28 protein-coding genes are annotated in these 26,963 nt (G+C 69.5%); 12 read left to right on the top strand and 16 right to left on the bottom strand.

Features of this window, described 5'->3' with window-relative positions:
- Positions 1–55 precede the first annotated feature (55 nt).
- Both ABZ896_RS12910 and ABZ896_RS12905 read left to right on the top strand, forming a co-directional pair.
- On the top strand, positions 56–739 hold the full coding sequence (locus tag ABZ896_RS12910) for a response regulator transcription factor (protein WP_360926430.1): 684 nt from the start codon (positions 56–58) through the stop codon (positions 737–739).
- Positions 740–888: 149 nt separating this feature from the next.
- Positions 889–3,180, top strand: coding sequence for an MMPL family transporter (locus tag ABZ896_RS12905; protein ID WP_360926427.1), 2,292 nt, complete (start codon positions 889–891; stop codon positions 3,178–3,180).
- Here ABZ896_RS12905 and ABZ896_RS12900 read toward each other — a convergent pair.
- The 10 genes from ABZ896_RS12900 to ABZ896_RS12855 form a co-directional block, all read right to left on the bottom strand.
- Positions 3,174–3,437, bottom strand: a complete 264-nt coding sequence (locus ABZ896_RS12900) for a GlsB/YeaQ/YmgE family stress response membrane protein (RefSeq protein ID WP_360926424.1) — start codon at positions 3,435–3,437, stop codon at positions 3,174–3,176. The two genes, ABZ896_RS12905 and ABZ896_RS12900, sit on opposite strands and share 7 nt — an antisense overlap.
- Before the next feature lie 107 nt (positions 3,438–3,544).
- Positions 3,545–4,192, bottom strand: a complete 648-nt coding sequence (locus ABZ896_RS12895) for a DUF3105 domain-containing protein (RefSeq protein WP_360926421.1) — start codon at positions 4,190–4,192, stop codon at positions 3,545–3,547.
- 892 nt (positions 4,193–5,084) lie between these two features.
- Positions 5,085–5,966: an RNA polymerase sigma factor gene (locus ABZ896_RS12890; protein WP_360926418.1), complete on the bottom strand. Its 882-nt coding sequence runs from the start codon at positions 5,964–5,966 to the stop codon at positions 5,085–5,087.
- A 16-nt stretch (positions 5,967–5,982) separates the two neighbouring features.
- Positions 5,983–6,168: a hypothetical protein gene (locus ABZ896_RS12885; RefSeq protein ID WP_360926415.1), complete on the bottom strand. Its 186-nt coding sequence runs from the start codon at positions 6,166–6,168 to the stop codon at positions 5,983–5,985.
- A gap of 315 nt (positions 6,169–6,483) precedes the next feature.
- On the bottom strand, positions 6,484–7,287 hold the full coding sequence (locus tag ABZ896_RS12880; RefSeq protein WP_360926546.1) for an aminoglycoside phosphotransferase: 804 nt from the start codon (positions 7,285–7,287) through the stop codon (positions 6,484–6,486).
- Positions 7,288–7,409: 122 nt separating this feature from the next.
- Positions 7,410–7,622 (bottom strand): hypothetical protein, encoded by a 213-nt coding sequence (locus ABZ896_RS12875; protein ID WP_360926412.1) that lies wholly within the window; start codon positions 7,620–7,622, stop codon positions 7,410–7,412.
- Entirely contained in the window at positions 7,619–8,779 is a 1,161-nt protein-coding gene (locus ABZ896_RS12870) for a radical SAM protein (RefSeq protein WP_360926410.1), read from the bottom strand. The genes ABZ896_RS12875 and ABZ896_RS12870 overlap by 4 nt, the downstream gene beginning before the upstream one ends.
- Before the next feature lie 228 nt (positions 8,780–9,007).
- Positions 9,008–9,244: a hypothetical protein gene (locus ABZ896_RS12865; protein ID WP_360926407.1), complete on the bottom strand. Its 237-nt coding sequence runs from the start codon at positions 9,242–9,244 to the stop codon at positions 9,008–9,010.
- Positions 9,241–9,621 carry a hypothetical protein gene (locus tag ABZ896_RS12860; RefSeq protein ID WP_360926404.1) on the bottom strand — a complete coding sequence of 127 codons (381 nt, stop codon included), beginning with the start codon at positions 9,619–9,621 and terminating at the stop codon, positions 9,241–9,243. Before ABZ896_RS12860 ends, ABZ896_RS12865 begins: the two co-directional genes overlap by 4 nt.
- 32 nt (positions 9,622–9,653) lie before the next feature.
- Positions 9,654–10,070 (bottom strand): hypothetical protein, encoded by a 417-nt coding sequence (locus ABZ896_RS12855; protein ID WP_360926401.1) that lies wholly within the window; start codon positions 10,068–10,070, stop codon positions 9,654–9,656.
- Between the two features lie 119 nt (positions 10,071–10,189).
- On the opposite strand from ABZ896_RS12855, the gene ABZ896_RS12850 reads away from it, so the two are divergent.
- The 3 genes from ABZ896_RS12850 to ABZ896_RS12840 are packed head-to-tail and all read left to right on the top strand — an operon-like array spanning position 10,190 to position 12,733.
- A complete protein-coding gene (locus ABZ896_RS12850) occupies positions 10,190–11,233 on the top strand; it encodes a hypothetical protein (RefSeq protein ID WP_360926398.1) in 1,044 nt (347 codons plus the stop codon).
- Complete coding sequence (locus ABZ896_RS12845; RefSeq protein ID WP_360926395.1) at positions 11,230–11,919, top strand: YdcF family protein; 690 nt, start codon at positions 11,230–11,232, stop codon at positions 11,917–11,919. Before ABZ896_RS12850 ends, ABZ896_RS12845 begins: the two co-directional genes overlap by 4 nt.
- Positions 11,861–12,733: a WbqC family protein gene (locus ABZ896_RS12840; RefSeq protein ID WP_360926392.1), complete on the top strand. Its 873-nt coding sequence runs from the start codon at positions 11,861–11,863 to the stop codon at positions 12,731–12,733. The genes ABZ896_RS12845 and ABZ896_RS12840 overlap by 59 nt, the downstream gene beginning before the upstream one ends.
- Here the strand turns inward: ABZ896_RS12840 and ABZ896_RS12835 are convergent.
- Positions 12,678–13,289: a hypothetical protein gene (locus ABZ896_RS12835; RefSeq protein ID WP_360926389.1), complete on the bottom strand. Its 612-nt coding sequence runs from the start codon at positions 13,287–13,289 to the stop codon at positions 12,678–12,680. The genes ABZ896_RS12840 and ABZ896_RS12835 overlap by 56 nt on opposite strands.
- A gap of 306 nt (positions 13,290–13,595) precedes the next feature.
- On the opposite strand from ABZ896_RS12835, the gene hemL reads away from it, so the two are divergent.
- The 7 genes from hemL to ccsB all read left to right on the top strand — a co-directional run bounded on the left by hemL (position 13,596) and on the right by ccsB (position 21,406).
- Positions 13,596–14,915: a glutamate-1-semialdehyde 2,1-aminomutase gene (gene hemL / locus ABZ896_RS12830; RefSeq protein WP_360926386.1), complete on the top strand. Its 1,320-nt coding sequence runs from the start codon at positions 13,596–13,598 to the stop codon at positions 14,913–14,915.
- Complete coding sequence (locus ABZ896_RS12825) at positions 14,912–15,613, top strand: histidine phosphatase family protein (protein WP_360926383.1); 702 nt, start codon at positions 14,912–14,914, stop codon at positions 15,611–15,613. Before hemL ends, ABZ896_RS12825 begins: the two co-directional genes overlap by 4 nt.
- A 177-nt stretch (positions 15,614–15,790) precedes the next feature.
- The gene (locus ABZ896_RS12820; protein ID WP_360926380.1) at positions 15,791–17,050 is read left to right on the top strand and encodes a hypothetical protein; all 1,260 of its coding nucleotides are present in this window, start codon (positions 15,791–15,793) and stop codon (positions 17,048–17,050) included.
- A 66-nt stretch (positions 17,051–17,116) separates the two neighbouring features.
- The gene (locus ABZ896_RS12815; RefSeq protein ID WP_360926377.1) at positions 17,117–17,725 is read left to right on the top strand and encodes a TlpA disulfide reductase family protein; all 609 of its coding nucleotides are present in this window, start codon (positions 17,117–17,119) and stop codon (positions 17,723–17,725) included.
- 1 nt (position 17,726) lies between these two features.
- Positions 17,727–18,527, top strand: a complete 801-nt coding sequence (locus tag ABZ896_RS12810) for a cytochrome c biogenesis protein CcdA (protein WP_360926374.1) — start codon at positions 17,727–17,729, stop codon at positions 18,525–18,527.
- 3 nt (positions 18,528–18,530) lie between these two features.
- Positions 18,531–20,315, top strand: coding sequence for a cytochrome c biogenesis protein ResB (locus tag ABZ896_RS12805; protein ID WP_360926371.1), 1,785 nt, complete (start codon positions 18,531–18,533; stop codon positions 20,313–20,315).
- Positions 20,312–21,406 carry a c-type cytochrome biogenesis protein CcsB gene (gene ccsB / locus ABZ896_RS12800; RefSeq protein ID WP_360926368.1) on the top strand — a complete coding sequence of 365 codons (1,095 nt, stop codon included), beginning with the start codon at positions 20,312–20,314 and terminating at the stop codon, positions 21,404–21,406. Before ABZ896_RS12805 ends, ccsB begins: the two co-directional genes overlap by 4 nt.
- 32 nt (positions 21,407–21,438) lie before the next feature.
- Here the strand turns inward: ccsB and ABZ896_RS12795 are convergent, their stop codons facing one another.
- The 5 genes from ABZ896_RS12795 to ABZ896_RS12775 all read right to left on the bottom strand — a co-directional run bounded on the left by ABZ896_RS12795 (position 21,439) and on the right by ABZ896_RS12775 (position 26,878).
- On the bottom strand, positions 21,439–21,819 hold the full coding sequence (locus ABZ896_RS12795; RefSeq protein WP_360926365.1) for a hypothetical protein: 381 nt from the start codon (positions 21,817–21,819) through the stop codon (positions 21,439–21,441).
- 47 nt (positions 21,820–21,866) lie between these two features.
- Complete coding sequence (locus tag ABZ896_RS12790) at positions 21,867–23,411, bottom strand: ABC transporter substrate-binding protein (protein ID WP_360926362.1); 1,545 nt, start codon at positions 23,409–23,411, stop codon at positions 21,867–21,869.
- A complete protein-coding gene (locus ABZ896_RS12785; protein ID WP_360926543.1) occupies positions 23,411–25,483 on the bottom strand; it encodes a hypothetical protein in 2,073 nt (690 codons plus the stop codon). Before ABZ896_RS12785 ends, ABZ896_RS12790 begins: the two co-directional genes overlap by 1 nt.
- A 112-nt stretch (positions 25,484–25,595) precedes the next feature.
- Positions 25,596–26,498, bottom strand: a complete 903-nt coding sequence (locus ABZ896_RS12780; RefSeq protein ID WP_360926359.1) for a hypothetical protein — start codon at positions 26,496–26,498, stop codon at positions 25,596–25,598.
- Positions 26,499–26,512: 14 nt separating this feature from the next.
- Complete coding sequence (locus tag ABZ896_RS12775) at positions 26,513–26,878, bottom strand: hypothetical protein (protein ID WP_360926356.1); 366 nt, start codon at positions 26,876–26,878, stop codon at positions 26,513–26,515.
- Between the last annotated feature and the right edge of the window lie 85 nt (positions 26,879–26,963).

Below are 26,963 nucleotides of genomic sequence, written 5' to 3'. Positions count from 1 at the left end.
CTCCTCGTCCCGTCTCGCCCCCCTCCCCGTCCCGCTCGAAGCCGAGGTCCCTCCCATGACCATCCGTGTGCTGCTCGCCGACGACCAGGCCCTGCTCCGGGGCACGTTCCGGCTGCTCATCGACTCCTGCGCGGACATGGAGGTGGTCGGGGAGGCCGCCGACGGGCAGGAGGCGCTGGAGCTGACCCGCGTCCACCGCCCCGACGTCGTCCTCATGGACATCCGCATGCCCGGCACCGACGGCCTCGCCGCCACCGCCGCCCTCTGCGCGGACCCCGGACTCACCGGCACCCGCGTGCTCGTGCTGACCATGTTCGAGACCGAGGAGTATGTCGCCCAGGCACTGCGCGTCGGCGCGAGCGGCTTTCTCGGCAAGTACGTCACCACGGACGCGCTGCTCGCCGGGATCCGCACCGTCGCCGCCGGCGAGGCCCTCCTCTCGCCCGGCGCCACCCGCGCCCTGATCACCCGCTTCCTCACCGCGCCCGCCACCGCCGACGGCCTCCTCGCCGCGCCGGAACGCCTCGCCGACCTCACCCCGCGCGAACGCGAGGTCACCGCGCTGGCCGCGGAGGGCCGCTCCAACGACGAGATCGCCGCGGAACTGGTCCTGAGCGTGCTGACGGTGCGTACGCACGTCCACCGCGCGATGACCAAGCTCGGCGCGAGGGACCGGGCACAGCTCGTGGTGATCGCGTACCAGACGGGTCTCGTACGGCCGTCACCGCGCGCGCTGTGAGACGCGGCGCCTCGCGACGGACGTACCGCAGATCCCGTACCCGCTGCTGCCGTTCCGGTAGTCCGAACTGACCGCAGGCGCACGACGACCCGGTGGGCCCCCGCGGGCCAGCCTGAGCAGGTACCCGATACCTGACCTGGAGTTCCGCCGTGGCTGTCTTCCTCCACCGACTGGGCCGACTGGCCTTCCGACGACGCCGGTACGTCGCCCTGCTCTGGCTCGGCGTCCTGACCTGCGTGGGACTGGGCGCCCTCAAGGCACCCGGGACCACCGACGCGGAGTTCTCGATGCCGGGCATCGAGTCCCAGAGGGCGTACGACCTGATGCAGCAACGCTTCCCCGGCGCGGCCGCCGACGGCGCCACCGCAGTGGTGGTGTTCGTCGCCCCCGACGGCCGGAAGGTCACCGCCGCGGACAACCGCGCGGCGATCGAGTCCACGGTGACCGCGCTGGGCGACGGCACGCAGGTGGCGGGGGTCGCCGACCCCTTCTCCGCGAAGGCGGTCAGCGACGACGGCTCGACCGCGTACGCCACCGTCACCTACGAGGTGAAGTCCGCCGAGGTCACCGACGCGAGCCGCACCGCGCTGGAGAAGGCCACCGGTCCGGCCCGGGAGGCCGGGCTGACCGTCGAGGCGGGCGGGTCCGCGATGGACGGCGGGGGCGGGCCCGGCGGGGTCGCCGAGGTCGTCGGCATCTCGGTCGCCGCGCTCGTCCTGCTGGTCACCTTCGGCTCGCTCGCCGCGGCGGGGCTGCCGCTGCTCACCGCGGTGATCGGCGTCGCCGTCACCATGTTCACGATCACGCTGCTCGGCAACGCGCTCGGCCTGTCCACCAGCACCGGCACCCTCGCGATGATGCTCGGCCTCGCGGTCGGCATCGACTACGCGCTCTTCGTGGTCTCCCGCTACCGAGAGGAACGCGCCAAGGGGCACGCGCCGGACGAGGCGGTGGGGCTCGCGGTCGGCACGGCCGGCTCCGCGGTCGTCTTCGCCGGGCTGACCGTGGTGATCGCGCTGGCCGGCCTCGCGGTCGTCGGCATCCCGACGCTGACGAAGATGGGGCTGACGGCGGCGGGGGCGGTCGTGGTGGCGGTACTCGTCGCGCTGACGGCGGTACCGGCGCTGCTGGGGTTCTGGCCGGAGGCGGTGCTGAGGCGCCGTTCGCGGAAGAAGGCCGAGCAGTCCGACTCCGTCGACAACCTCGGTACCCGCTGGGCCCGTTTCGTCCTGCGGCGCCCGATTCCCGTACTGCTCCTGGGAGTTGTCGGCCTCGGTGCCCTCGCGCTGCCGATGACGGGCCTCCAGCTGGGCATGCCCGGCGACGAGTCGAAGTCGACGTCCACCACCGAGCGCCGTGCCTACGACGCCCTAGCGGAAGGGTTCGGCCCCGGCTTCAACGGCCCGCTGACCATCGTCGTGGACGCGAAGGGCGTCACGGACCCGAAGGCCGCTGTGAGCGCCGTCGGCGAACGGATCGCCCGCACGGCCGGGATCGTCTCCGTCACACAGCCGCACTTCAACGACGTGGGAAACACCGCCGTGTTCACCGCGACCCCGTCCACCAGCCCGACCGACGAGAGGACGAAGACCCTGGTCAAGACCATCAGGGCCGAGCGTCCGGCGATCGAGTCGGCGGCAGGTGGCGCCTCCTTCGAGGTCACCGGCACCACCGCGCTGAACATCGACATCGCGGGCAAGGTGCAGGCCGCGCTGGTCCCGTACCTGATCACTATCGTGGGACTGGCCGTCGTCCTCCTGCTGGCCGTCTTCCGCTCGGTCCTCGTCCCGCTGAAGGCGGCCCTCGGCTTCCTGCTCTCGGTGCTCGCGGCGCTCGGCGCGGTCGTGCTGGTCTTCCAACAGGGCCACGGCGCGGGGCTGTTCGGCGTCGAGCAGACCGGCCCGATCATGAGCCTGATGCCGATCTTCCTGGTGGGCATCATCTTCGGCCTGGCGATGGACTACGAGGTCTTCCTGGTCTCACGGATGAGGGAGGCGTACGTCCACGGGGAGCCGGCCCGGCAGGCGGTCGTCTCGGGGTTCCGGCACAGCGCGCGGGTCGTCGTGGCCGCCGCCCTGATCATGATCGCGGTGTTCGCCGGGTTCGTCGGGGAGAACGAGTCCATGATCAAGATGATCGGCTTCGGCATGGCGACCGCCGTACTCCTGGACGCCTTCGTCGTACGGATGGCGCTCGTCCCCGCGGTGCTCGCGCTGCTGGGCGACCGGGCGTGGTGGCTGCCGGGGTGGCTGGAGCGCAGGCTGCCGCGCGTCGACATCGAGGGGGAGTCGCTGACGGGTGGGGCGGGCGGAGCGGGCGTGGTGGCGGGAGAGGTGCCCGGTGTTCACGCGGTGGACGGCCTACGCGGGCCTGCACGAGGGTTCGTGGCAGGCCCGCGTAGGGTCGTTGACGGATCGGTCGGTGACGGACCGGTTCAGTGACGGACCTTCACCTTGCTGACGGCCGCGACGCCGACCGCGGCGAGGGCGATCTGGATGAGCCACTCGATCCAGTCGACGCCGTCGGTGTCGGCGACGTCGAGACCGGCGGCGATGCCGGTCCCGATGAACGCGGCGACGATGCCGATCAGGATCGTCCAGAGGATGCCGATGCGCTGGCGTCCGGGGACGACGAGCCGGCCCAGGACACCGATCACGATGCCGATGACGATCGCGCTGATGACGCCTGAGATCTCCATGAGCGGTCTGCCACCCCTCGGTTCAGTCGTTCCTCGGTTCAGTCGTTGATGGCATACGAGTGCCCGTTCGAACCGAGACCACTCCGGCCGGACTCACGCTCTCCGGCTCACGCCGACTTGCCGCCCGTGCAGGCGGCGCCCGGCTCCGGGGTCTGCGCGCCCTGGACGTACTTCTCCAGGAACTCCGCGACCCGGGGGTCGGACTGCTCGGTCACGTTCAGCTGGTGACCCCAGGCGGAGAGCGTGATCGGCGAGGACTGCCCGGGGTACGGGCTCATCAGGGTGTACGGCGTCTTGGCGACCTTGTCGGCGAGCGCCTTCACGTCGGCGTCGGCGGCCTTGTCGTTGTAGGTGACCCAGACCGCGCCGTGCTCCAGGGCGTGCACGGCGTTCTCGTTCTGTATCTGCTGGGTGTAGACGTCGCCGTTGCAGTTCTGCCAGACGGGGGCGTGGTCACCGCCGACGGGCGGGGTCATCGGGTAGTCGACCTGCTTGTCGACGTGGGTCTGGCTCAGCTTCCCCCACGTCTTCTCCCCGGAGACCGGCTCGGCCGCGGCCGCCTCCTTCTCGTTGGCGGCATCGACGAGATACCACCCGCCTCCGGCCACGCCGACGAGGATCGCGGCGGACAACGCGACGGTGATGATCCGGTTACGGCGCTCACGGGCCTGCTCGATGCGCCGCGCCTCTTCTATCTTGGCCCGCCGGGCGTCGGCCTTGGCCTTCTTGGTGTTTTTCGAACTGGTGGAAGACATGCTGAAGTCCCTTGTGTACAGCGGAAATTGACGGACACCTGCGATCGGTGTCCGCTCTAGGTCCGCAGCACTTGCAGGACGTGCAGATCGGGCGCGCGGGGATCCGCGGTGTACGGGGTGGTTCCGCCCGGGACGACAGCGGGCCGCGCGTCCACCAGAGCGGGCGGCACAAGCGGCTGAGGATGCGCCCCGGGCCCGGTGGCCGGACTCCCCACGACGACTTTCGCCCCACAGTGCCCCTGCCCGGGCGACAGACAGGCGTGATCGTCCGGCAGATCATGCGCGACGGCAACGGTCCTGACCGGTGCCCCGGCCTCTTCGAAACACGGACAGACAACGGCGAACAACGCGGCGAGGGCAACCAACGTCCCCAACACCACGGCCCAGCCCCGCCGCCCCACCCACATCACCGGTCCCCTGCCTCCCTGGTGCCCCAGAGTAGGCGAAGCGCGTTTCGTTGCGGCGCGGCCGCCGTATGGTGCGGGGATGGGTGACAGGTCGGCAAGGATCGAAGTTCCCGACTTGGTAGGGATAACGAACGGGGCGAGAAGCGCACGCCCTTTGCCGTGGTCTGGGGCTCTTCCTGGGCTCCTCCAACATGGATCAGCCACTGCCGCTGAGCATTGTGATCGCTCGTCAAGAGCCCCCCGTGAAACAGCGGCTCAGGGCCACACCAAGCAGTACGGCTGATGGCCCGCCTCGTGGAGGCGGTGGCTGAAGTCCTGCCATTCGTGCAGGGATTGAGGGCGGAAGGGTGCTGACCTGGGGTTTCTCGGTGGGATGTGCCTTGACCCGGGATAACTCATCTCCGTAGTTCTCACCGGTCAACGCCGTTTCCCAGGCTCATGTGCCCTGGATATGCCCTCAGTTCCGCACGAGCGTGTGGTCCTGTCTATCTGCCGGGGAAGCGCGTCCGCGTACGCACGACTCCCTCGTCCTCGGGAAGGTCGTCCTCGGGCATGGGTGTGCGTCGCTGCGACTTCCGAGAGACTGCGCGGTTGTACCGGCGTTCCCTGAACGATTCCCGGATCCGATCCATGACGGGGCGCGGTGCGAATGTCCCCCCATCTTCAATGGCCTGTCGGCGGCGTGTCCACAACCTGAACGCCCAACGGGCCAGGCCGGAGATGAGGAGACAACCTACGGCCCCGTAGATCCACGTCGAGGCTGACGGAGCCTGCAGCAGGGGGTCTTGAGGGCTGCCTGCTGGGGGTTGCATCCTCTTGACGAGGCGGCTCCCTGTCAGGGAGAGCACCATGACGCCTACCACCAGCAGAGCAGCCAGATGGATTCGAAGCGCTGCCACCGCGCGCACGACATGAGTGGCGACCGTCCTCGGCCTCCTGTTCATAACCTCGGCTGTCTCGGCGTGCGTGTACTCCAACGCCTTGGTCGCCCATACAGCGGTTCGCTGCTGCGCAGGTAGGTCGTACAAGGCTCTATACACAGCCACACGATTGGCAACCAGGTCGCTGAAGTCCGCGACCTGCCCGTCCGCCGACTGCGCCTGACAGGCGGGCACTGCGGCCAAGACCGCGCGCCGTTGGTTCTGACGGCTTGTGGCCCGTACGTCGCTGCGTATCACGGCATAGAGATAAGCGCGGGGATCGTGGATCTGTTCAGGGGCGCGCAAAACCTTGGCAAATGCGGTCTGCACCACGTCCTCGGCGGACAGCACGGACTCCGGCAGCCGCTCCTCGGCCAGGAGCCGGCGCGCAAGCCCCTGCATCTCACCACGATGATCCCGATACAGAGATTCCAGGGCTTCAGTCACCTGGGCCTCCGGTTTTTCAGACACGGTTCTGCCCCCGCTTGCCGAACTGCTTTGCGCCGTCGTCGTCCCCTTGCTGACGCTTGGCCCGAATCAGAGCTGCTCTCGCCTCCACCCGATTGCGGTAGGACACGCTGTCCACCCACCCCTTTAGACTCGGAGCCAGGACGACGCCGATGGACAACAATGCGCCCGCGATCTCCACGGAACACCTCCTCATAGTTGGCGGCCTCCCGCTCTGTGGTCCAGGGCAGAGGCTGTACACGTCTGAAGAGGCGTGGCAGGCCCGATCTCATGACAAGGCCGAAGAATTTTTCTATTCGGCCACGGCCGGGGCCAGCACACGTGAGCTGAGGGCTCGGCTCGGACGCAGTAGGCATGTGGGCGGGGCACTTCGGTCGACGGCGGAAAGGTGGGCGCGGGACGGGACGTCACGGTGGCCTTGATGGCTCCGGTGAAGGCGATGCCGCCCTCGTGGCTTGAGGAGGCGGACACCTCGGGTGGGCGTATTACTTAACGTCTACAGGGCCCAGTCCCGGACGCGCGCGAGCTCCGCCGCCCGCTTCGCCATCCCCAACTTCCATGGTGTCCGCTCCACTTCAGCAATCTCCCGCCACAGTGCCGCCGTGGCCAAGTTGAACGCCGCGAGTGCCTCGGCCTTTGCGTCCCGCCAGGACGGAAACCGACTGGCGAAGGCGAGGGCCTCCTCCACGGAATGCCCGGCGTCCATGAGCTGGAGGACAAGTGCGCCGGGGTCGATCCAGGCCGCCCCTCGGGTCGGCCAGGCCCAGTCGATGAGTCGTGCGCGGGCACCGGTGATCAGGACGTTGTCCGGGGCGAAGTCGGTGTGCAGGAGAGTGTTGCCCTCGAAGTAGTGCGCCGTACCTGGCGGTGCGTAGTCCGCCCACCGGTCGACGGCGTCCTTGATCTTGATGTCGGCGGGTGCTGTAACGCCCTGCAGTTCGACGAGCGCGGCTTCCACGAGCGGCAGGTCGGGCGAGCCTGGCGTGTAGTCGGCATGGCGGCCGTCCATCACCTCGTAGCCGAGCAAGCTCCAACCGCCGAACTCCAGATGCCAGTACAGGCGTGGAGAGGATTCCGGTAGGTATGGGGCGACGGCCGCCTCGCGCCGCTGTGCACCGACCTGGGGGTGGTCGGTCGGGATGCCCTTCACGAAGACCCTGCCGTTTTCGGTCTCCAGGACGGAGGCGATGCCGGAGTTCATGCCGCCCGGCGCGGTGGCCGCCTGATGGACGGCGCCGGTTTTGTCGGCGATGGCCCGGCGGATGCCGGCGGGGAGCTGCTCGAAGGGGATGCGGGACATGGACACGCGCGGTTCCTCAGGGGGGCTCGGGTACAAGGGAGTGCCGCCCCGGCCAGGGTACGGCCGGGGCGGCACTGAGGCGGTGGAGCGAGCAGGCGGCACGGGCGCCGCCCGTGGTGGATCTAGTACGGCTGGTCGTCACCGGCCGAGCAGCTGCACTCGGCGCCCTCGGCAGCCTCGTCCAGGTCGGCGATGATCTGGAACTCGCCGTCCTTGATCGACGCGGCGGTCAGCGGTACCGGCAGGGCGCTGGTCGGGTTGTCCGCCGGACGTCGACCGATGGTGAGCATGATCGGTCCGCGAGGCGGGGTAAGGAGTGCGGTGGGCGGAGTCATGATCCGTAACCTCCATGCTGGCAGTAGAGCTCTCGTCGGTCCCCCGCCTCCTGGTAGAGCCTGGCTAGCGGTCGGCACGTGCGACATGTGCCGACCTTCGTGCAGCCGGAGCATCCACCGGTGCGGAGCTGTAGGGACTCGGCGATCGCGCCGAGTCGGGGGAGGGCTTCGACGCCCTCGGTGATGAGGTTCACGCTGGGGTCGCGGCCGACCTTGCAGATCGACGCGATGCCGTGCGGGTTGACGTGGAAGAACGTGTGGCCGGCGTTGCAGCCGGTGAAGACGCTCCGGGCCTTGAGATGCCCCAGTGCCTGCGTCGCCAGGGGGTTCGCCTCACCGTCGATGGTGGGCGACATGTTCGTGAAGACCTGGTGCGGGAAGCCATACGACTTCGCGAGGTGCACCATCGCTTCTGTCTCGTGCGCGTTGCCATCCGAGACGATCACGTTCAGGCGGACCGGCAGCCTGTCCTCGTGGGCGGCGTCCAGGCCCGTCAGGAACCGGCCGAACGCCCCGCGGTTCCGCGTCACCTTGTCGTACGTCTCGGCGGTGGCGCCGTAGACGCTCAGGGTCAGCCGGTACGGCCGGTGGCGGGCGAACAGGTCCCGGATCGGCTGCTTCCGCAGCGAGGAGCCGTTGGACGAGACCTGGACCATCATCCCGAGCCGGTGGGCGTACTCGTACGCGGCGCCGAACTCGCGGTCGATCAGCGCCTCACCGCCGGTGATCTGCAACCACAAGACACCGGCATCCCTCAGTGTCTGCAGCAGCGCCTGCTTACCGGCCCAGTCCAGGCCCTCGAACCGCTTCTCCCCGAGGTAGCAGAACTCGCAGTCATAGTCACAGCCGAGGTTGATCTCCCATGACGCCTTGCCGTACCCGTACCGGGACCGCTCGCGGACGAGCACGACGTTCCCGACCGGCGACGCGGGCAGCTCGGTCCCCCACGCTTCCCGCGCCGCGTCGGCCAGCCAGTCCGGGACGGATCGGCCTTCCGCGCCGGCGGCCCGCAGCTCCTCGTAGCGGACCTCCGGGATACGCACGCCGGCTGCCCGGCCGGGCTGGACGAGGAGGTACTGAGCGAGAAACGGGCTGGCCACGAGCCGCGGAGCTGTTTTGGTCCCCCGCCTCTCGGCGCTGGTGTTCATCACGGTCATGGAATCTCCACTGGTTGGGTATGAGCGGTCGGGCCTGGTAGTGGGCGGCGATCAGGTGGCCGCCAGCTCAGCCGGTGAAACCCCTCGCCAAGCCCGGGTCAGGGGTGTGATCCGTGCGTGTCGAGGCGGTCACGTCGATCGCGAAGCTTTACGAGGCGGACACGAGCACGATCAGCAGTGGTCCGGCCTAGCGGGCGCCCTGCGTGACCTGGGCGGTGAGACGGCCGTTTACGGCTTCCACCAGGCCCTCCACGGGCGGGTGATGATCTCCCGGTACGTATGGTGCGAGGGATTGCGGCCACCGTGCGTGAACACCCAGTTCTGCGGGTCGGCGAAGTCGGTGCTGGGCGGCGAGGTCTCGCCACAGACCGCGCACTGCATCGCGTACGTGGTGGGCTCTGCGTCGGGTTTCCGGTCGGGCTGGAGGGTCCACTCCTGGTGGCGCATGATCGTGCGGCTGGTCATCGCACCGTCTCCAGAGCTGTGGCGACGTAGGGGTGCTGGAGAGCAGCGCGGAGGGCCTCCGTGTCGGTGAGGGTGTCGTCGTCAGGCAGCTCGCACCACCCGCCGAACCAGTCGTCGAGCAGCTCCAGGCCGGGTGCGATGAGCCAGGAGTTGGTGGAGAGGTGCCGTACCGGCAGATCGGCCCAGCTGGCTGCGGTGCCGGTCGGGACGGCGTAGTAGAGACGCCCGTTGGGCCTGTCGTAGAGCACGGGGCCGACGGAAGTACCGATGCAGCGCAGGTAGGCCAGGGCTAGGAGGCCGATCTCGGCGGAGGTGCGCACGACGTCCCAGCCGTCGCCGACCTTCAGCAGCCGCAGTCCCGGCACGTCGTTCGCCATGGGAGCCCTTCGCAACGCATCGCGCACGGACATCACGCATCCCCCTGCGGCCGGAAGCTGTGGCTCGCGCCGAGTGAAGAGGTGGATTCCGTGGTCGGCGTGAGGCGGCGGACCACGATCAGACGAGCGCCTGCTGCTGTTATCTGCCGCCTGCGCTCGGTGCCGAGGTCCTTCGGGCCGAGGTGGCTGAGAGCCGGAATCACGGCACCGTAGGCATCGGGGAGTTCGAGCACGTCGAGCAGACCGACGAAGGCGGGGGAGCGGGTGATCACCGTGGAGTCGCGTTCGGTGAAGACGCCGCACAGGGCCAGTTCGTGCCGGTCGCAGTACTCGATGAGGCAGTCGACGAGCGCCGCGTGGCGGGATAGCCCGCCGGTGACGTGGCGTAGGTAGCCGAAGACCTGAGGGAAGGCGACGGGGCGGCGTTCGGTGATGAGGTCGTCGTCCATGCCCACAGCGTCGGCCGTCGTGAACGGCCTCGAAATGACCTGCTGTTGTACTTCCGTTGCACTTCCCACCCCACGTCGTCACCGACAGTGCTTCCATACGTGACGGAGGGAGGTCATCCGTGGTCAGCGTGCAGCAGTGGACAGGTCGGGAGGCGAGCGCCCTGCGCGCCGCGTTGCGTATGAGCACACGTGCTTTCGCCGAGCACCTTGGTGTCGCGCTGCGCACGGTTGCGAAGTGGGAGAGCCTCGGCGCGGAGACGCAGCCCCGACCGGACACCCAGGCCATCCTCGATACCGCACTCGCACGGGCGGATTCCGCCGCCCAAACCCGCTTCGAGGCAGTGCTGTTCCCTGAGCGGAAGAGCGGGCGGCCGGCGGACTACGAGACCTGGACCGAGGACATCGAGCGCGCTGTTGTCTGCATCAGCCGCCAGGACTTCCCGTTCGCCTCGACCTTGTTGAACCGCTGGTTGGGCAGCCGTGCACCGCATCAGCTGGACGACAAAGGTCTCTATTTGTACGGCCGTTCCCTCGTGCTCCTGGGCGACCTCCAGCGCGATCAGGGCGCGATCCTCGGCCCACTCTCCGCCCGCCACTCCTACCTGACCGCCCGCGGCATGTTCACCGAGCTCGACATCCCACGCCGGGTGGCTCAGATCGAGCTGTCCCTGGCCGTCGTTCAGGAGATGTCGGGCGAGTTGGAGTCCTCCGCTCGCCACTACGAACACCTCGCCGGGGACCAGCGCCTGAGCCCGCGTGACCGTGCCAGGGCGCGGCTGTGGGTGGGTACGGCGCTGAGCAAGGAGGGCGACAACGAGTACGCCACCAACGCGATGACGGCCGCCACTCGTGCCTTCGAGGACCTTGGCGAGCCGGAGGACTGGTCGGTCGCCCACCAGAAGCTGGCCCTGGCTCATCGCGGTGCCGGTGACCTGAAGCAAGCACTGCACTACATCGACATCGCGCGCACCACCGGCACGGTCGACTCCCCGATGCAGCGGGTGAGGCTGGACACCGCGTACGGGCACATCCTTCTGTCGGATGCGGCGACCCGGAATGATGGGCTGTCCGTCCTCGATCAGGCGGCACAGGTGGCCCGGCAGTACGGGCTGAGCCACCAGCTGCGCAGTATTGAGGGCATCCGAAAGGGCCAGCAAGGATGAGCCAGGGAGTGCCAGTGCCGGAGCACCAGCAGCGCCAGATCACCGACGAGCAGTTCCACGACGCGACGCTGATCTGGAATTACCACCAGATGGGCCAAGAGCTGCGGCCCTGCTCGGCGGCGATCGGCCTGGGCAGCCACGACCTTGGGGTCGCGACTACTGCGGTCGACCTTTATCGCGCCGGCCTTTTCCCGGTCGTGGTCTTCAGCGGCGGCAACAGCCCCACCACCCGCGCTCGCTTCCCGCGCGGCGAGGCCGTCCACTACCGCGAGCACGCGCTGAGCCTGGGGGTGCCGGACGAGGCGATCATCGTGGAGTCGAAGGCCGCAAACACCGGCCAGAACATCACCTTCTCCCGCGAACTGCTGGCCGAGGCCGGGGTGCAAGTGCAGTCGCTGCTGCTGATCTCCAAGCCGTACATGGAGCGCCGCTCGTATGCGACCTGCCGCAAGCTGTGGCCCGAGGCTGAGGTCGTGTGTGCCTCCGAGCCGTTGGAGTTGGACGACTACATCAAGTCGATCGGCGACGAGAAGCTTGTCGTCGACATGCTCGTCGGGGACCTGCAACGGGTGATCGAGTACCCGAAGCTCGGCTTCGCCGTCGAGCAGGACGTACCGGGGGATGTGTATGACGCTTACGAGCGCCTCCTGGGCGCCGGCTTCGACAGCCGCCTCATCAGTACCTGAGCCGCCCAGTGCCGATGGGTCGGACGGGCTGTGCGCGATCCACCAACCGAACCTGTTTCCCCGGCTGTCCACGCTGGCGAAGCTGTTCTCCGCCGACTTGTGGATCGTCCTGGACGACGTCCAGTTCGCCCGGCGCGACTACCAGCACCGCGCCCGACTCGCCGCCCTGGACGATCCATCCCGACAGCAATGGCTCACGCTTCCGACGCATCTTCCCCACGGACGCCCGACGTTGATCAACCAAGCACGGCTCGTTGATCCGTCTTGCTCGCACCGGACGGTTCAGCTTCTCGTCCGCCAGTACTACGGCCGCAGCCCCTACTGGGGTGCGGTGTCCGAGGTGCTGGACGCGCTCGACGTATCGGACCGTGTGGCCGACCTGGCGAGGGCATCGACGATCGCTCTGCTCAGCACTCTTGGCTGGTCGGGGAGAATGCAGGACAGCAGCGTGATCCCGACCAGGCGAGGCCGCTCCGAACGCCTCGCCGACCTTGCGGCAGCCGCCAACAGCACCCACTATCTGTGCGGCACCGGTGGTCTGCGCTACCTCGACGCCGGTCCTTTCGACACCCACGGCATTCCTGTGCTGCCCTTCCACACCCCTGTGGATGACCCGCTCTGGCGGTGGGCCCGTCGAGCCAGCAGCCTGTGGGCCCTGAGCAAGATCGGGCCCGATGCGTTGGCCGCCCAGCTGGCCGCCCAACGAGAAGCACACCACCCCACAGGCCCAGAGCGGGCGAATCCCACGGACCTTCGGCTCACGGCCACACAAGGCAATAAGGCTGATGCCCCGCCTCATGCAACCGATGGCTGAAGTCCTGCCATTCGTGCAGCAGTTGGTAGACGTTGAAGGCGTCTCGGGGGCCGCCGCGGTCGGGGACCGTGGACCAGATGAAGGCGGCCGCGCCGACCGCTTCCTCGCCGATGCCTCGGAGGGGGTCCACGACCGTCATGGGGAGTTTGACGACCGCGTAGTCGGGGTGGAGGACTACCAGTTCCAGCGGGGGGACCTTGTGGAGGGGGACGCCTTCGATGCCGGTGAGGACCATCGCCGCCATCGTCTCCGGCTTGATCTTGGTGAACATGCCGTTCATGCCGAGTTCGTCGCCGCCGAGTTCCTCGGGGCGCATCGAGATCGGCACCCGGGCCGCGGTCGCGCCGTCGGGCGCGCCGAAGTACTTGTACGTCACCCCCACCCGACCACCATTCCTGCTTTCCGCCCTCAGCCGATCGATCCGACGTTCGATACGTCGTTCGTCGCGTTCCGACTCACCGGCAACTTCCTCCGCGTCTCGCCGGTGCTTCCCCCGCCGGGCACGTCGAGGACCCAGGTCGTCAGTCCCCTCGCCCAGTCCGCCACCGCGATGCATATCTCCACCCGACTGCTTTTCTAGGACGCGTGGCCCCCGCCGCGCAACCCGATCATCGTGTCAGTGACCTCCCCCACGGCCGCCCGACGAAACGTGCGTTGAAACATCTGTCCGCAGGATCTTCGCAGCCCCTGAACGAACGGCTCGACGCCATGGTCCCGGTGAGCTGTGTGTATCTGCATCCAGTTTCGCAGATCCTCCGGCCCCCCTGCCCATCGTTCCCCCTGGCCTACCCTGAGGTGGTCACTGACAGCCGGAGTCCGAGAAGCCCGGCAGGACCGGAGAAGGTCGGAGAAGTCGCAGGACATGAGCGAACTGCCCTATTCATATGATGCGCCCGTCTCGCAGGCGCTGTTCGACCGTGCGTCCGTCGTCACACCGGGCGGCGTGAACTCCCCGGTGCGCGCCTTCCGTGCCGTGGGCGGTACGCCCCGGTTCATGGTGTCCGGCAAGGGCGCGTACCTCACCGACGCCGACGGGCGCGAGTACGTCGACCTCGTCTGCTCCTGGGGGCCCATGATCCTCGGGCACTCCCACCCCGAGGTCATCGCCGCCGTCCAGGAAGCGGTGTCCAAGGGCACCTCCTTCGGCACCCCCGGTGAGGGCGAGGTCGCGCTCGCCGAGGAGATCGTGGCCAGGGTCGAGCCCGTCGATCAGGTACGGCTCGTCTCCAGCGGCACCGAGGCCACCATGTCCGCGATCCGCCTCGCCCGCGGGTTCACCCGGCGCACCAAGGTGATCAAGTTCGCCGGCTGCTACCACGGCCACGTCGACTCGCTCCTCGCCGCCGCCGGTTCCGGAGTCGCCACCTTCGCGCTCCCCGACACCCCCGGCGTCACCGGTGCCCAGGCCGGCGACACGATCGTGCTGCCGTACAACGATCTCGAAGCCGTCCACGAGGCCTTCCACCGGCACCCCGGCGAGATCGCCTGCGTGATCACCGAGGCCTCCCCGGGCAACATGGGCGTCGTCCCGCCGCAGCCCGGCTTCAACCAGGGACTCAAGGACGCCTGCGCGCAGAACGGCGCGCTCTACATCTCCGACGAGGTGATGACCGGGTTCCGGACCAGCCGTAGCGGGTGGTACGGGATCGACGGGGTCAAGCCCGACCTCATGACCTTCGGCAAGGTGATGGGCGGTGGGTTCCCCGCCGCTGCCTTCGGGGGCCGAGCAGACGTCATGGCGCACCTCGCGCCCGCCGGGCCCGTCTACCAGGCCGGCACCCTCTCCGGTAACCCGGTCGCCACCGCCGCGGGCCTCGCCCAGCTGCGGCTGCTCGACGACGCGGCCTACGACAAGGTCAACGCCGTGTCGCAGGAGATCCAGGGGCTCGTCAGCGGGGCGCTCACCAAGGAGGGCGTCGCGCACACCGTGCAGCACGCCTCCAACATGTTCTCCGTGTTCTTCACGGACCGGCCGGTGCGCACCTACGAGGACGCCAAGGCGCAGGAGTCCTTCCGCTTCACCGCCTTCTTCCACTCCCTTCTGGAGAACGGCGTCTACCTGCCGCCGTCCTCCTTCGAGTCGTGGTTCGTCTCCACGGCCCATGACGAGCAGGCGGTTCAGCGGATCGCCGACGCCCTTCCGGCGGCGGCCCGAGCGGCGGCGGAGGCCACGGCGGCATGAGCGGCGACAACCACAGCGACAACAACGGCGACATCACCGTCGTCCACCTGATGCGGCACGGCGAGGTCGCCAACCCCGACGGGATCCTCTACGGCCGGCTCGCGGGCTACCACCTCTCCGAACTGGGGCGGCAGATGGCCGACCGGGTCGCCGAGCACCTCGCGCCCCGGGACGTCACCTACGTCGTCGCCTCCCCGCTGGAGCGGGCGCAGGAGACGGCCACGCCGATCGCGAAGGCGCACGGCCTCGACCTCGCCACCGACGAGCGGCTCATCGAGGCGGGCAACGTCTTCCAGGGCAAGACGTTCGGGGTCGGCGACGGGGCGCTGCGCAAGCCGGACAACTGGAAGCACCTGGTCAATCCCTTCAAGCCGTCGTGGGGGGAGCCGTACGTCGATCAGGTCGTACGGATGAAGGGGGCGCTGGACGCCGCGCGGGACCTTGCGCGGGGGCACGAGGCGGTGCTCGTCAGTCACCAGTTGCCGATCTGGATCGTGCGGTCGTGGGTCGAGAAGCGGCGGTTGTGGCATGACCCGCGCAAGCGGCAGTGCACGCTCGCGTCTTTGACGACGTTCACGTATCAGGGGGATCGGATCGTGTCCGTGGGTTACTCCGAGCCCGCGATCGATCTTGTGCCGGTGCATTTGCGGGCCGGTGCCAAGCCCGTGAAGGGCAAGAGCAAGGCGTTCGGGGCGTAGTCGGTTCGTGGGGAGCTGCGGGTCCGTCGTGGCTGGTCGCGCAGTTCCCCGCGCCCCTAAGGGGCGCGACCATCAGCCTCCTTCTGTTACGAAACCCGGAAAATCCTGAGGAACCTCCCCGTATCTCGCCGCCTCTGAATGGGTGACCGCTCAGAGAACGTGACGAATCGGGGAATCATGCGCAACCTCAGCCGAAGGGGAGCACTCGGGCTCGGCGCGGGGGCCGCGGCCGCCGTCGGACTCGCCGGGTGCGGCACCCTCGACCCTTCCGACAGCGCCACCCACGCCGCCGGTGCCAAGCCCAGCCACACCGGTACTCCCGTCCGCCCCATCGGCGACGGCTCCACCTCCTTCACCGGCAAGCAGCCCTTCCAGCCGGCCAAGCCCGTGCCGCTGGAGCCGGGGCAGACCCCGCCGCAGTTCGTGGTCTTCTCCTGGGACGGCGCCGGCGAGGTCGGCAACGGCCTCTTCCCGCGCTTCCTCGACCTCGCCAAGCAGCACGACGTCCGGATGACCTTCTTCCTGTCCGGGCTCTACCTCCTGCCCGAGTCGAAGAAGCGGCTCTACGACCCCCCGAACAACCCCCGTGGCGCCTCCGACATCGGCTACCTCACCGACGAGCACGTCAAGGCGACGCTGACCAACGTCCGCCGCGCCTGGCTCGAGGGGCACGAGATCGGCACCCACTTCAACGGCCACTTCTGCTCCGGCTACGGCACCGTCGGCAACTGGACGCCGGCGCAGTGGCGCTCGGAGATCGCTCAGGCGAAAGCTTTCGTCAAGGAGTGGCGCACCAACACCGGCTGGACCGACCTGCCCGCCCTGCCCTTCGACTACGAGAAGGAACTCGTCGGCGGCCGCACCCCCTGCCTCCTCGGCCAGGACAACCTGCTGCCCACCGCCCGCGAACTCGGCTGGCGCTACGACGCCTCCTCGCCCGGCGGCCGCCAGGTCTGGCCCGTCAAGACGAACGGCGTCTGGGACCTGCCGCTCCAGGCGATACCTTTCCCCGGGCACTCGTTCGAGGTCCTGTCCATGGACTACAACATGCTCGCCAACCAGTCGATCAACTCGACCAACGCCCCCGCCTACAACTACCCGGCCTGGCGCGAGCAGGCGGCCGGCTCCTACATCGCCGGCTTCAAGCGGGCCTACGAGACCAACCGCGCCCCCTTCTTCGTCGGCAACCACTTCGAGCACTGGAACGGCGGTATCTACATGGACGCCGTGGAGCAGGCGCTGAAGCACATCGCGCGGGAGAAGGAGAAGGGCGCGGACATCCGCATGGTCTCCTTCCGGCAGTTCGTCGACTGGATGGACGTACAGAAGCCGGAGGTGCTCGCGCAGTTGCGGACGCTGGACGTCGGGCAGGCGCCCGTGGGTGGCTGGAACACGTTTCTCAAGAGCCCGGCTTCCCCCTCCGTAAACGCTGCCTGATATGCGGGTTTCCGCCCGCAAGGGGGGTGCGCAAGATCCCCAGAACGGGCATGCGAAACTTTTCACATGAGTGCCGCCAGCCGTAGCCGCGCCCGAACCCGTGCCGCCCTGCTCACCGCAGGTACCGCGGCAGCCGCGCTGACCCTGTCCGCGTGCAGTTCGGGCGGCACCTCCGGGGGCGGTGGGGACACCAACTTCATCATGGGCAAGGACGGCATCTCGACCGTGAAGAAGGGCGAGCGGGCGGCGGCCCCCGACCTCTCCGGCAAGACCGTCGACGGCAAGCAGCTCGACGTCGAGGACTACAAGGGCAAGGTCGTCGTCCTGAACGTCTGGGGCTCCTGGTGCGCCCCCTGCCGGGCCGAGGCGCCGGGTCTGGAGAAGGTCGCCAAGGACCTCGCCGACGACGGCGTGCAGTTCGTCGGCATCAACACCCGCGACACCAGCGTCGCCAACGCCCGCGCCTTCGAGCAGGACTACGACGTCAGCTACCAGAGCCTGTACGACCCCACGGGCAAGCTGATGCTCCGCTTCAAGAAGGGCACCCTCAACCCGCAGGCGGTCCCCTCCACCCTCGTCATCGACCGGGAGGGGAAGATCGCCGCCCGCTCGCTGGCCGCGCTCAGCGAGGAGAAGCTGCGCACGATGATCGCCCCGGTCCTCGCGGAGAAGTGACGTGACTCCCGGCACCCCGGTCACCGCCGTCACGTCGGTCACCACCCTCGCCGCCGAGACCGGCTACAACGGCACCGTCCTCAACGGCGCTCTGCTGCTGGCGCTGCCCATCGCGGTCCTCGGCGGTCTCGTCTCCTTCTTCTCGCCCTGCGTCCTGCCGCTCGTCCCCGGCTACCTCTCCTACGTCACCGGCGTCACCGGCACCGACCTCGCCGAGGCCCGGCGCGGCCGGATGGTCGCCGGTGCCTCGCTGTTCGTCCTCGGCTTCACCGTGGTGTTCGTCTCCAGCGGGGCGCTCTTCGGCTACTTCGGCCAGACGCTCCAGGAGAACCAGAGCGTCCTCTCCAAGGTGCTGGGCGTCCTCATGATCCTCATGGGGATCTTCTTCATGGGCCTGATGCCCTGGATGACCCAGCGGGAGTTCCGCTTCCACAACAGGCCCACCATGGGCCTGGTCGGCGCCCCCGTGCTCGGCGCGCTCTTCGGCATCGGCTGGACCCCCTGCATCGGCCCCACCCTCGCCTCGGTGATCGCCCTCTCCTCCCAGCAGGGCAGCGCGGGACGCGGTGCCATACTGACCGTCGCCTACTGCCTCGGCCTCGGGGTGCCGTTCGTGCTCGCCGCGGTCGCCTTCCGCAAGGCGCTCGGCGCCTTCGGCTGGGTCAAGCGGCACTACGTCTGGGTCATGCGCATCGGCGGCACCATGATGATCGTGACCGGACTGCTGCTGCTGACCGGTGTGTGGGACCGCCTCGTGCAGGACGTCCAGTCCTGGTCCGCCGGCTTCACTGTGGGGATCTGATCCATGAGCAAGACCACGCCCGACGCTCCCGCCGCCGACCAGGACCTCGGCGAGGCCGGCTCCCAGCTCTCCACCGCGCCCGCGGAGACCCTGAGCATGCCCACGCTGGGCGTGATCGGCTGGGCCCGCTGGTTCTGGCGCCAGCTGACCTCCATGCGGGTCGCCCTGCTGCTGCTCCTGCTGGTGGCGCTCGGCTCGATCCCCGGGTCGCTGATCCCGCAGTCCGGGCAGGACGCCACCAAGGTCGCCGACTTCGTCAAGAAGAACCCCACGCTCGGGGACGTCTACGAGAAGCTCGGGCTCTTCCACGTCTACAGCTCGGTGTGGTTCTCCGCGATCTACATCCTGCTGTTCGTCTCCCTCATCGGCTGCATCATCCCCCGCACCTGGCAGTTCGTCGGCCAGCTGCGCGGCCGCCCGCCGGGCGCGCCCAAGCGGCTGACCCGGCTGCCCGCCTACACCACCTGGCGCACCGACGCCGAGCCCGAGCAGGTCCGCGCGGCCGCGCTCGCCCTGCTCAAGAAGCGCCGCTTCCGCGCCCACCTCGCCGGGGACAACGTCGCCGCCGAGAAGGGCTATCTGCGCGAGGTCGGCAACCTCGCCTTCCACATCGCCCTCGTCGTGATGCTGGTCGCCTTCGCCTGGGGGCAGCTCTTCAAGACCGAGGGCAACAAGCTCGTCGTCGAGGGCGACGGGTTCTCCAACACCCTCACGCAGTACGACGACTTCAAGTCCGGCAACCTCTTCGACACCGACGACCTGGTGCCGTTCAGTTTCCTCCTGAACAAGTTCACCGGTACGTACGAGACGAGCGGCCCCAACAAGGGCACCCCCCGCACCTACCAGGCGGCCATCACCTACAGCGAGGGCGCCTACGGCAAGGACCACAAGACCCTCGTCAAGGTCAACGAGCCGCTGGAGATCGGCGACTCGAAGGTCTACCTCACCGCGCACGGGTACGCCCCCGTGATCACCGTGCGCGACGGGCGGGGCAAGGTCGTCTTCAGCGATGCCGTGCCGCTCCTTCCGCTCGACTCCAACGTCACCTCCACCGGTGTGGTCAAGGTCCTCGACGGCTACAAGAACGCCAAGGGGGTCGCCGAGCAGTTGGGCATCTCGGCGTTCTTCCTGCCGACGTACACGACCGGCAGCGAGACGGCGTCCACGTTCCCCGCGCTGAACAACCCGGTGCTCAACCTCACGCCGTACCACGGTGATCTCGGCGTCGACTCCGGTATCCCGCAGAGCGTCTACCAGCTGGACAAGTCCCACGCGAAGGAGTTCAAGGACTCCAAGGGACAGCAGCTCCGCTCCAACCTCAAGCCCGGCCAGACCATGACGCTCCCGAACGGCGCCGGCACCATCACCTACGAGTCCACCAAGCAGTGGGCCAACTTCCAGGTCACCCAGCAGCCCGCGAGCGGCTGGGCCCTCACCGGCGCGATCACCGCGATCTTCGGCCTGGCCGCGTCCCTGTTCATCCAGCGCCGCAGGGTGTGGGTACGGGCGGTACGCGGCGCCGACGGGGTCACGGTCGTGGAGATGGCGGGCCTGGGCCGCAGCGAGTCGGCAAAGCTGCCGGAGGAGCTGGGTGACTTGGCGGGGGTGCTGTACGAACAGGCGCCCGGTGCGCTTGATAACTCCGCCGAGTCGAACTCCCCAGGGGCGCGGGACAGTGTCGAATCTGCGGCTACCGCCGCGCGGGCGCGACCAGCCCCCACAGACCCGCACTCGAACGACAACCCCACCAGCCCCCAAGCCGTACCGTCCGAAGGGGTCGAGAAGTGACTCTCGCCGCCGCAACGCAACTGGCCGCCGCCACCAACGAAGACCTCGCGCACCTCAGCAACACGCTGATCTACTCCTCCATGGCGGTCTACACGCTCGCCTTCTTCGCCTACATCACGGAGTGGATCTTCGGCAGCCGCAGCAAGATCGGCCGTACCGCGGCCGCGCTGACCACCGAGGCCACCAAGAAGTCACCGGCCGTCACCGTGACGCAGGCCGGCAGCACCGCCGTACTGGAGCGGCCGGAGGTCGTCGTGCGGGCCGCGGCCGGTGCGCGGGACGTGCCGGACGGGCCCGGCGCGCACGGCGGGGACGCACAGGGCGACCTCTACGGCCGTATCGCCGTGTCCCTGACGGTGCTCGCCTTTCTCGTACAGCTCGGCGGTGTCGTCGCTCGCGCGGCCTCCGTGGAGCGGGCCCCCTGGGGCAACATGTACGAGTTCAACATCACCTTCTCCACGGTGGCCGTCGCGGTGTACCTCACGCTGCTCGCCCTGAAGAAGAACGTACGCTGGCTCGGGCTGTTCCTGATCACGACGGTCCTCCTCGATCTCGGCATCGCCGTCACCGTCTTGTACACCGCCAGCGACCAGTTGGTTCCCGCCCTCCACTCGTACTGGCTCTACATCCACGTCTCCACGGCGATCCTGTGCGGCGCGGTCTTCTACGTGGGCGCGGTCAGCACGATCCTGTACCTGTTCAAGGACTCGTACGAGAACAAGCTGGCGAAGGGCGGCACGCCCGGCACCTTCGCCACCTCGTTCCTGGAGCGGCTGCCCGCCTCCGCGACCCTGGACAAGTTCTCGTACCGGGTCAACGCGGCCGTCTTCCCGCTGTGGACGTTCACGATCATCGCGGGCGCGATCTGGGCGGGCGACGCGTGGGGCCGCTACTGGGGCTGGGACCCCAAGGAGACCTGGGCGTTCATCACCTGGGTCGCCTACGCCTGCTACCTGCACGCCCGCGCCACCGCCGGCTGGAAGGGCCGCAAGGCCGCCTACCTCGCGCTGATCGCGTTCGGCTGCTGGCTGTTCAACTACTACGGCGTGAACATCTTCGTCGGCGGCATGCACTCCTACGCGGGCGTGTAACAGGCCTTCGCCCGCCAGAAACGCCGGAAACGCTAGAAACGCACCTCCTCGCACGCCCGTCCCCGCGACCGGAGCCCACCGCTCGTGTGCTCCCAGCCCTCCGCGCACAGCACCGCGCGGTTGGGCAGGTCGCGGTGGACGGGCACCGTGAACTTCTGGTGGTAACCCCAGAACTGGGTCGCACTGTTGGTGTCGATACCGCCGCCCCAGATGTGGAAGTGCCCGGTGAAGTCGCCGCCCCAGGTGGTGGACGCGCCGATCGTCTCCACCCGCAGCCCGCTGCCGTCGACGCTGATGCAGGTGCGGTCGTTGCAGCCGTTCGCCCCGGCGGAGGCGGCCGTGGCCCCGGAGATCGTCATCGCCAGCGCGCACACCGCGCCGAGCGCCAGCCTGGTGAAAGTCTTACTGTTCATGGCCAGGATCCTGGCAGTCACGATCAGTGACCGGCGGGTACGACGCGCTACGACGGCGGCAGGCACTCCTTCGCCGGGGGCTTTCCCTCCGGCCAGGCGATCTTGACGAAGCGGGCCTTGCCCTCGGGTGTCAACTCCACGATGGGGACGGCCTTGTCGTACGGGTTGCCGTGGTTGTCGAGGCAGATCCAGCCGCTCGCGCCGTTGATCCGCTGCTGGGTGCCCTTGATCAGCTGCCACTCGTTGCGGACGTCCTCCAGGGTCGGCAGGTCCTTGTCGCCCTTGGCGTACCGGATGCCCTGGTAGGTCAGCCGCAGTGCGTCGTAGGCGATGATCAGCTGGCCGTCCTCCAGGTCGACCGTGCCGATGGGGCCGACCTTGTCGCCCTCGCCCGCGCGCACCAGCTCCTGGAGGGCCTTGGCGTCGGCGGCCGAACCGCCGGTCGCGGGCGGGGAGTCGATCCAGGCGTCCGGGTGCGCGAGGGCCGTGTAGCGGACGGTGAGGTTGTGCGTGAGGGCCTGGCGGTCGAGGTCCTTGTCGCCGGTGAGGTAGGAGCCCTCGTCCCCGGTGAGCAGGGTGAACTTCCGTTGCTGGCAGCCGCGTTCACCGAGCGCGTTGATGAACTGCCGCAGCTGGGTGTGGCGTCCGGCGAAGAAGATGGTGTCCGTGTCGGCGGCGGTGTCGCAGACGAAGTGGGTGATCTGCCGCAGGTCGTTGGCGGTGGAGCCCTCCTGGCTGCGGTCCTCGGGCGGGTTGAACGACCAGGGGGCGTACGGCGATCCCGCGAGCAGCTTCTGGAAGGACCGCTGGAGCGTCACCGTGTACGGGTCGTCCTCGCGCCGGTCGTAGACCAGGACCGCCTTGTCGGCGGCGACCTTCGCGAAGGAGGTCAAGGCGCGGGCCTCGTCGGTGTTGGTGGGGGAGACCCGGGCGAGTCCGGGGAAGAGGTCGCGGCCCTTGCCGTTGGCGAGGTTGTCGGCGGTGATGGACGTGCCGACCACCGCGATCCCGCGCTTGGTCAACTCCGCCACCGCCCGCTTGTTGTTGGCGGTGCTCAGGCCGACCCCGGCGACCGCCCGCAGCTTGTCCTCGCCGCCGGTCATCGACGCCAGTCGGTCGACGGTGTGCTCCCAATGGGCGCCGGTGGCACCCGGGTTGGCCAGCACCAGCCGGATCGCCGGGACGTCCCCGTTCGACTGGTGGTTGGCCTGGTACTGCGCGAGATACGCGCCCTGCATCTCGTGCAGGACGTCACCGAGGTTGTCGGCGTCGGTCGCGGTGAAGGGCTCCAGCAGGGCGACGGTGACGTAGGGGCCCTTGATGGACCGGTTCTCCCGGTCGATCGCCTTCACCACCGGCGCGAGCGCCTTGCGCCCCCAGTCGTAGTCGGTCGCCGAGACGCCCACGCACTCCTCGCTGCCCTCAGGCTTCACGACGCCGGGCGCGCACGAACGGTCCTCCTCCAGCAGGAGGTTGACGACCAACCCCAGCCCCGCCAGCACCACGAGCGCGACCACGCCCGCGACGAGCCGGCGCAGCGGGGTCGCCAGCACCCCCTCGCGCAGCCACGTTCCGAATCCCCGTCCGGCCATCACGCCTCCCCCTCGTCGTCGGGGACGGTGAGCGGCCGTCCCGCGAGCGCGTCCTCGGGCCAGTCCCGGGAGGCCCGCCACAGCAGCGCGTTGCCCGCCGGACGCAGGTTGGACAGCTGCTCCAGCTCGAACCGCAGCCGGTCGCCCACCTTCGGATCGGGCGGCGCGAGCGGGTCGGTCAGCTGCCACACCGCGTGCAGCAACCGCCGTACCCGCAGGTGCAGTACGGCGTCCACGCCCTCCGGCACCTCCTGCACGGCGTCCGTGCGGCCGAGCGCGATCGCCGCCCGCCGGTCACCGTGGATCGCGGAGTCGCGGCCCTCGGCGTCGTGCGCGTGGAAATAGGGCGCGGAGGCGACGAAGCGCAGGGTGCGCAGCCAGGTGCGGGTGTCCTGGACCGGGAACGTGTCGCGCAGGTACGCCACCGCCGACTCCGTGACGCCCAGGGCGAGTTCGTGGTGCAGCCGGTAACCGGCGCGGGCGGGGCTGTCGTCGGCGGGCGCGTAGTGCGCGAGGAGCGTCTCGTGCGCCGCGCGCCAGCGGCCGTGGTCGGGGGAGTGGTGGTGCAGCCGGAGCAGCAGCAGCGTCCGCACGAACGGGTCCCCGACGAACCGCCCCGGCACCTCGGGCAGCCCCTCCTCCACCAGCCGGGTCTGCAGGGCCCGTACGTCCGCCGGGCCGAAGTCGTCCGGCAGCAGCGCGTCGGCGAGGGCGGTCGCGGAGTCGTGGTCGTGGGCGGCGGCCAGCACCGTCAGCTCGTCCAGCCGGTCGGCGGGCACCAGTCTGTCGAGGAGTTCGAGATAGGCGGGGCGGCCGTCGCGGTCCTCGTGCAACCGGACGTCTGCGGTGAGCAGTTCGCCCAGCGAGGTGGTGCCGTTCTGCGCGGCGGACTGCGCGAGCACCTCGATGCCCAGCGGATTGCCGCCGGTCAACCGATGGATGCCGTACGGCAGTTGCGGCGGCCCCGCGTACTCGTCGACGACGTGCAGGGTGTCGTCGGCGCTCAGCGGCGGCAGCGAGACGAGCAGCGCCCGGGAGGAGGCGGAGGCCGGGTCGGGGGTCCAGTCGCTGCGCCGGGCGACCTCGGGCAGGGCGCGGCGGACGGCGTTGCGCAGGGCCGGTCTGCTCGTGCCGCGCAGGGCGGCGATGAACACCACCTGGTCGGCGATGCCCTCGGAGCGGTCCTTGAGGACGGGGTCGGTCAGGCCGGGGCCGGGCGCGGACTGGGCGTTGTCGACGAGCACCAGGGGGCGGCCGAGCCGCTGCATGCGGGGCAGCACGCCCGCGTAGGCGTCGGTGAGGTCGGCGAGCAGGGCGCGGACCAGATGGCGCTCGGCGTGCGCGCGGGAGGAGCCGCCCGCCCTGAAGTGGCCGGAGAGCAGCATGAGTCCGCGCCGCGGGTTGCGGCCCGCGCCCGGGTAGTCCCGCCACCAGACCGCGGCCCGCTGCCGGCGGCGGTGCACGTAGTTCTCCGAGACGGACTCCAGGGTCGCCTCGATGGCCGACTGGAGCAGCTGGCCGGTGCCGGTCGCGGCCGCGGCCACGTTGGCGGCGACCCGCCCGGCCCAGCGCCCGGCGAAGCCGGCGATCCACGAGCCGCTCTCGTTCAGCAGCAGGATCCGCTCCACCTCGCGCCGGATCCGCTCCGAGTCGGCGTCCCGCCAGCCGCCCGCGGCCACCGCGACCAGCCCCGACATCAGCCGCGGGAAGGTGATCCGGCCCGCGCCGGTCACCGGTTCGGCGAGCTGCTCGGCGATCACGAGGAGCGCCTGGGAGACCGGCGACCAGGCCTCCGCGGAGTGCCCGGCGGGCGGCGCCGCGAACTCGGCGGCCTCGCAGTCGATCAGGGCGACCGGGGTGTGCCCCTTGTAGGCGTCCCGCAGTTCACCGAGGACGGCGCTCTTGCCGAGGCCGCGGGCGCCGGTGAGCACGACGAAGGGCGGCTCCCGTGGATGCTCCACCGGCGTGGCCCGGTGCGCGTGCGGCCGTAGCCCCACGAGCCGCGGCACCAGGCCGGCCGGATCGGTGTCGAACAGCGCCCCGCGCCCGTGCAACCGTCTGTGCACCCGCATCTCCCCCATGCGCGCTGTGTATCAACACCAGGGTAAGGAGGGGGAGTTGGTTCGGACTAGATCGCGTCATGTCCGTTCGGTTACGAAAGTGTCGGTACGGTGGCCTGCGCGCTCACCGGTTTCCGGGGTAGTTGCCGGGGCCCGCGACCACGGAGGCCCGGTAGGAGGCCGTCACCAGCCAGGACTTGACCCGGTCGTCCTGGCGGAGGTCGACCGGGACGGCGACGGTGGAGACGAGGTAGCGGTGGCTCGACCCCGTGTACCCGTACTGCGTGGCACCGCGCAGCGCGGCGCTGTCCCGGCAGACGCCCGAGCCGGTGCCGTCGTTGGGGCAACGGTAGCGCCAGCCCCCGGAGTTGTCGTTCTTGAGCCGGGCGTGGGCGCTGTCGGCGCCGGCCTTGTCGGCGAGGGCGAACACCTCCACCATCACCAGGATGTTCTGGTCGGTGTCCACATAAGTGCCGGTGACGACCGGGTCGTCGACGCAGCCGACGGAGGCGAGGGCGGTCGTGGCCGCGCTGTTGCGGCTGAGGCTGCCGCAGGTCCACACCCCGCCGCTGTTACGGGTGTAGCGCACCCCCTTGGAGTCGGTGAAGGAGTCCGGCAGCAGGGCCGCCACGGTCACCGGTGTCCGGTCGGTGGCCCGGACGTCGAGGGTCGTCGCGTCGAAGGCCGGGCTGCTGGGCGGGTCCGTCGAGGGGGTGGCGCTCTCCTCGGGAGATTCCGCGGCCTCCTCCTCGGACTCCTCGGGGGTCGGGGTGTCGTCGTCGGGCGCCGGCTCGGGGCGGGCCGGCGCGGACCAGCTCACCGAGGGCGTCGACTCCGCGGCCGTCTTCTCGTGGTCGCCCCGGCCCTGGTACTGGTAGGTGAACACGAGCCCCGCCGCGGCCGCGACGGTCACGGCCAGCGCGCTCACCTTGACCACGAAGGTGTTGTGCTGGGTGTTGTGCGGGCCGACCTGCACGCCTCGGGCGCCGGGGGCGTGCACCTCGGTGCGGCGGTCGTCGTCGGACATGGCGGTCGGTCCGGTCAGAACGCGTTGTGCTGGGTGTTGCCGTCGCCGACCTGCACACCCCGGGAACCCTCCGCGTACACGGTGATACGACCGTCCCCCGGCACCTTCTCCAGCAGGGCCCGGGCCAGGGCAAGGACCGCCACGTCCTGCTCGACCCCGGAGTCGGTCAGCACACCGACCAGCCGCCGGCGCCACACCGCGGGGTCCGCGTCCGGCGCGTCCAGCACCCGCGCGCCCGCCACCCGGTCCCGGTCCAGTCGGCGCCGTACGGCCTCCCGCAGCGAGGTGTACAGATCGAGGACGGCGCCCCGCGCGGTGTCCGTGAGCCCCGCCGACGCCCCCGCGGCCAGCGCGGCGGCCACCAGTTCCACCTCGGACATCCCTGGACTCCCTCGCTCTGTGCGGTCGTTCGGCAACGGCCAGTGTGAGCCCGGCCGGTCCCGGACCGGAAGGCTTTCCAGAAAA

The sequence above is a fragment of the Streptomyces sp. NPDC047072 genome (genome assembly GCF_040643855.1).
In the GTDB taxonomy this organism is placed as follows: domain Bacteria; phylum Actinomycetota; class Actinomycetes; order Streptomycetales; family Streptomycetaceae; genus Streptomyces.
The sequence above is the reverse complement of the archived record's forward strand: the minus strand, read 5'-3'. Positions and strand labels throughout refer to the sequence as shown.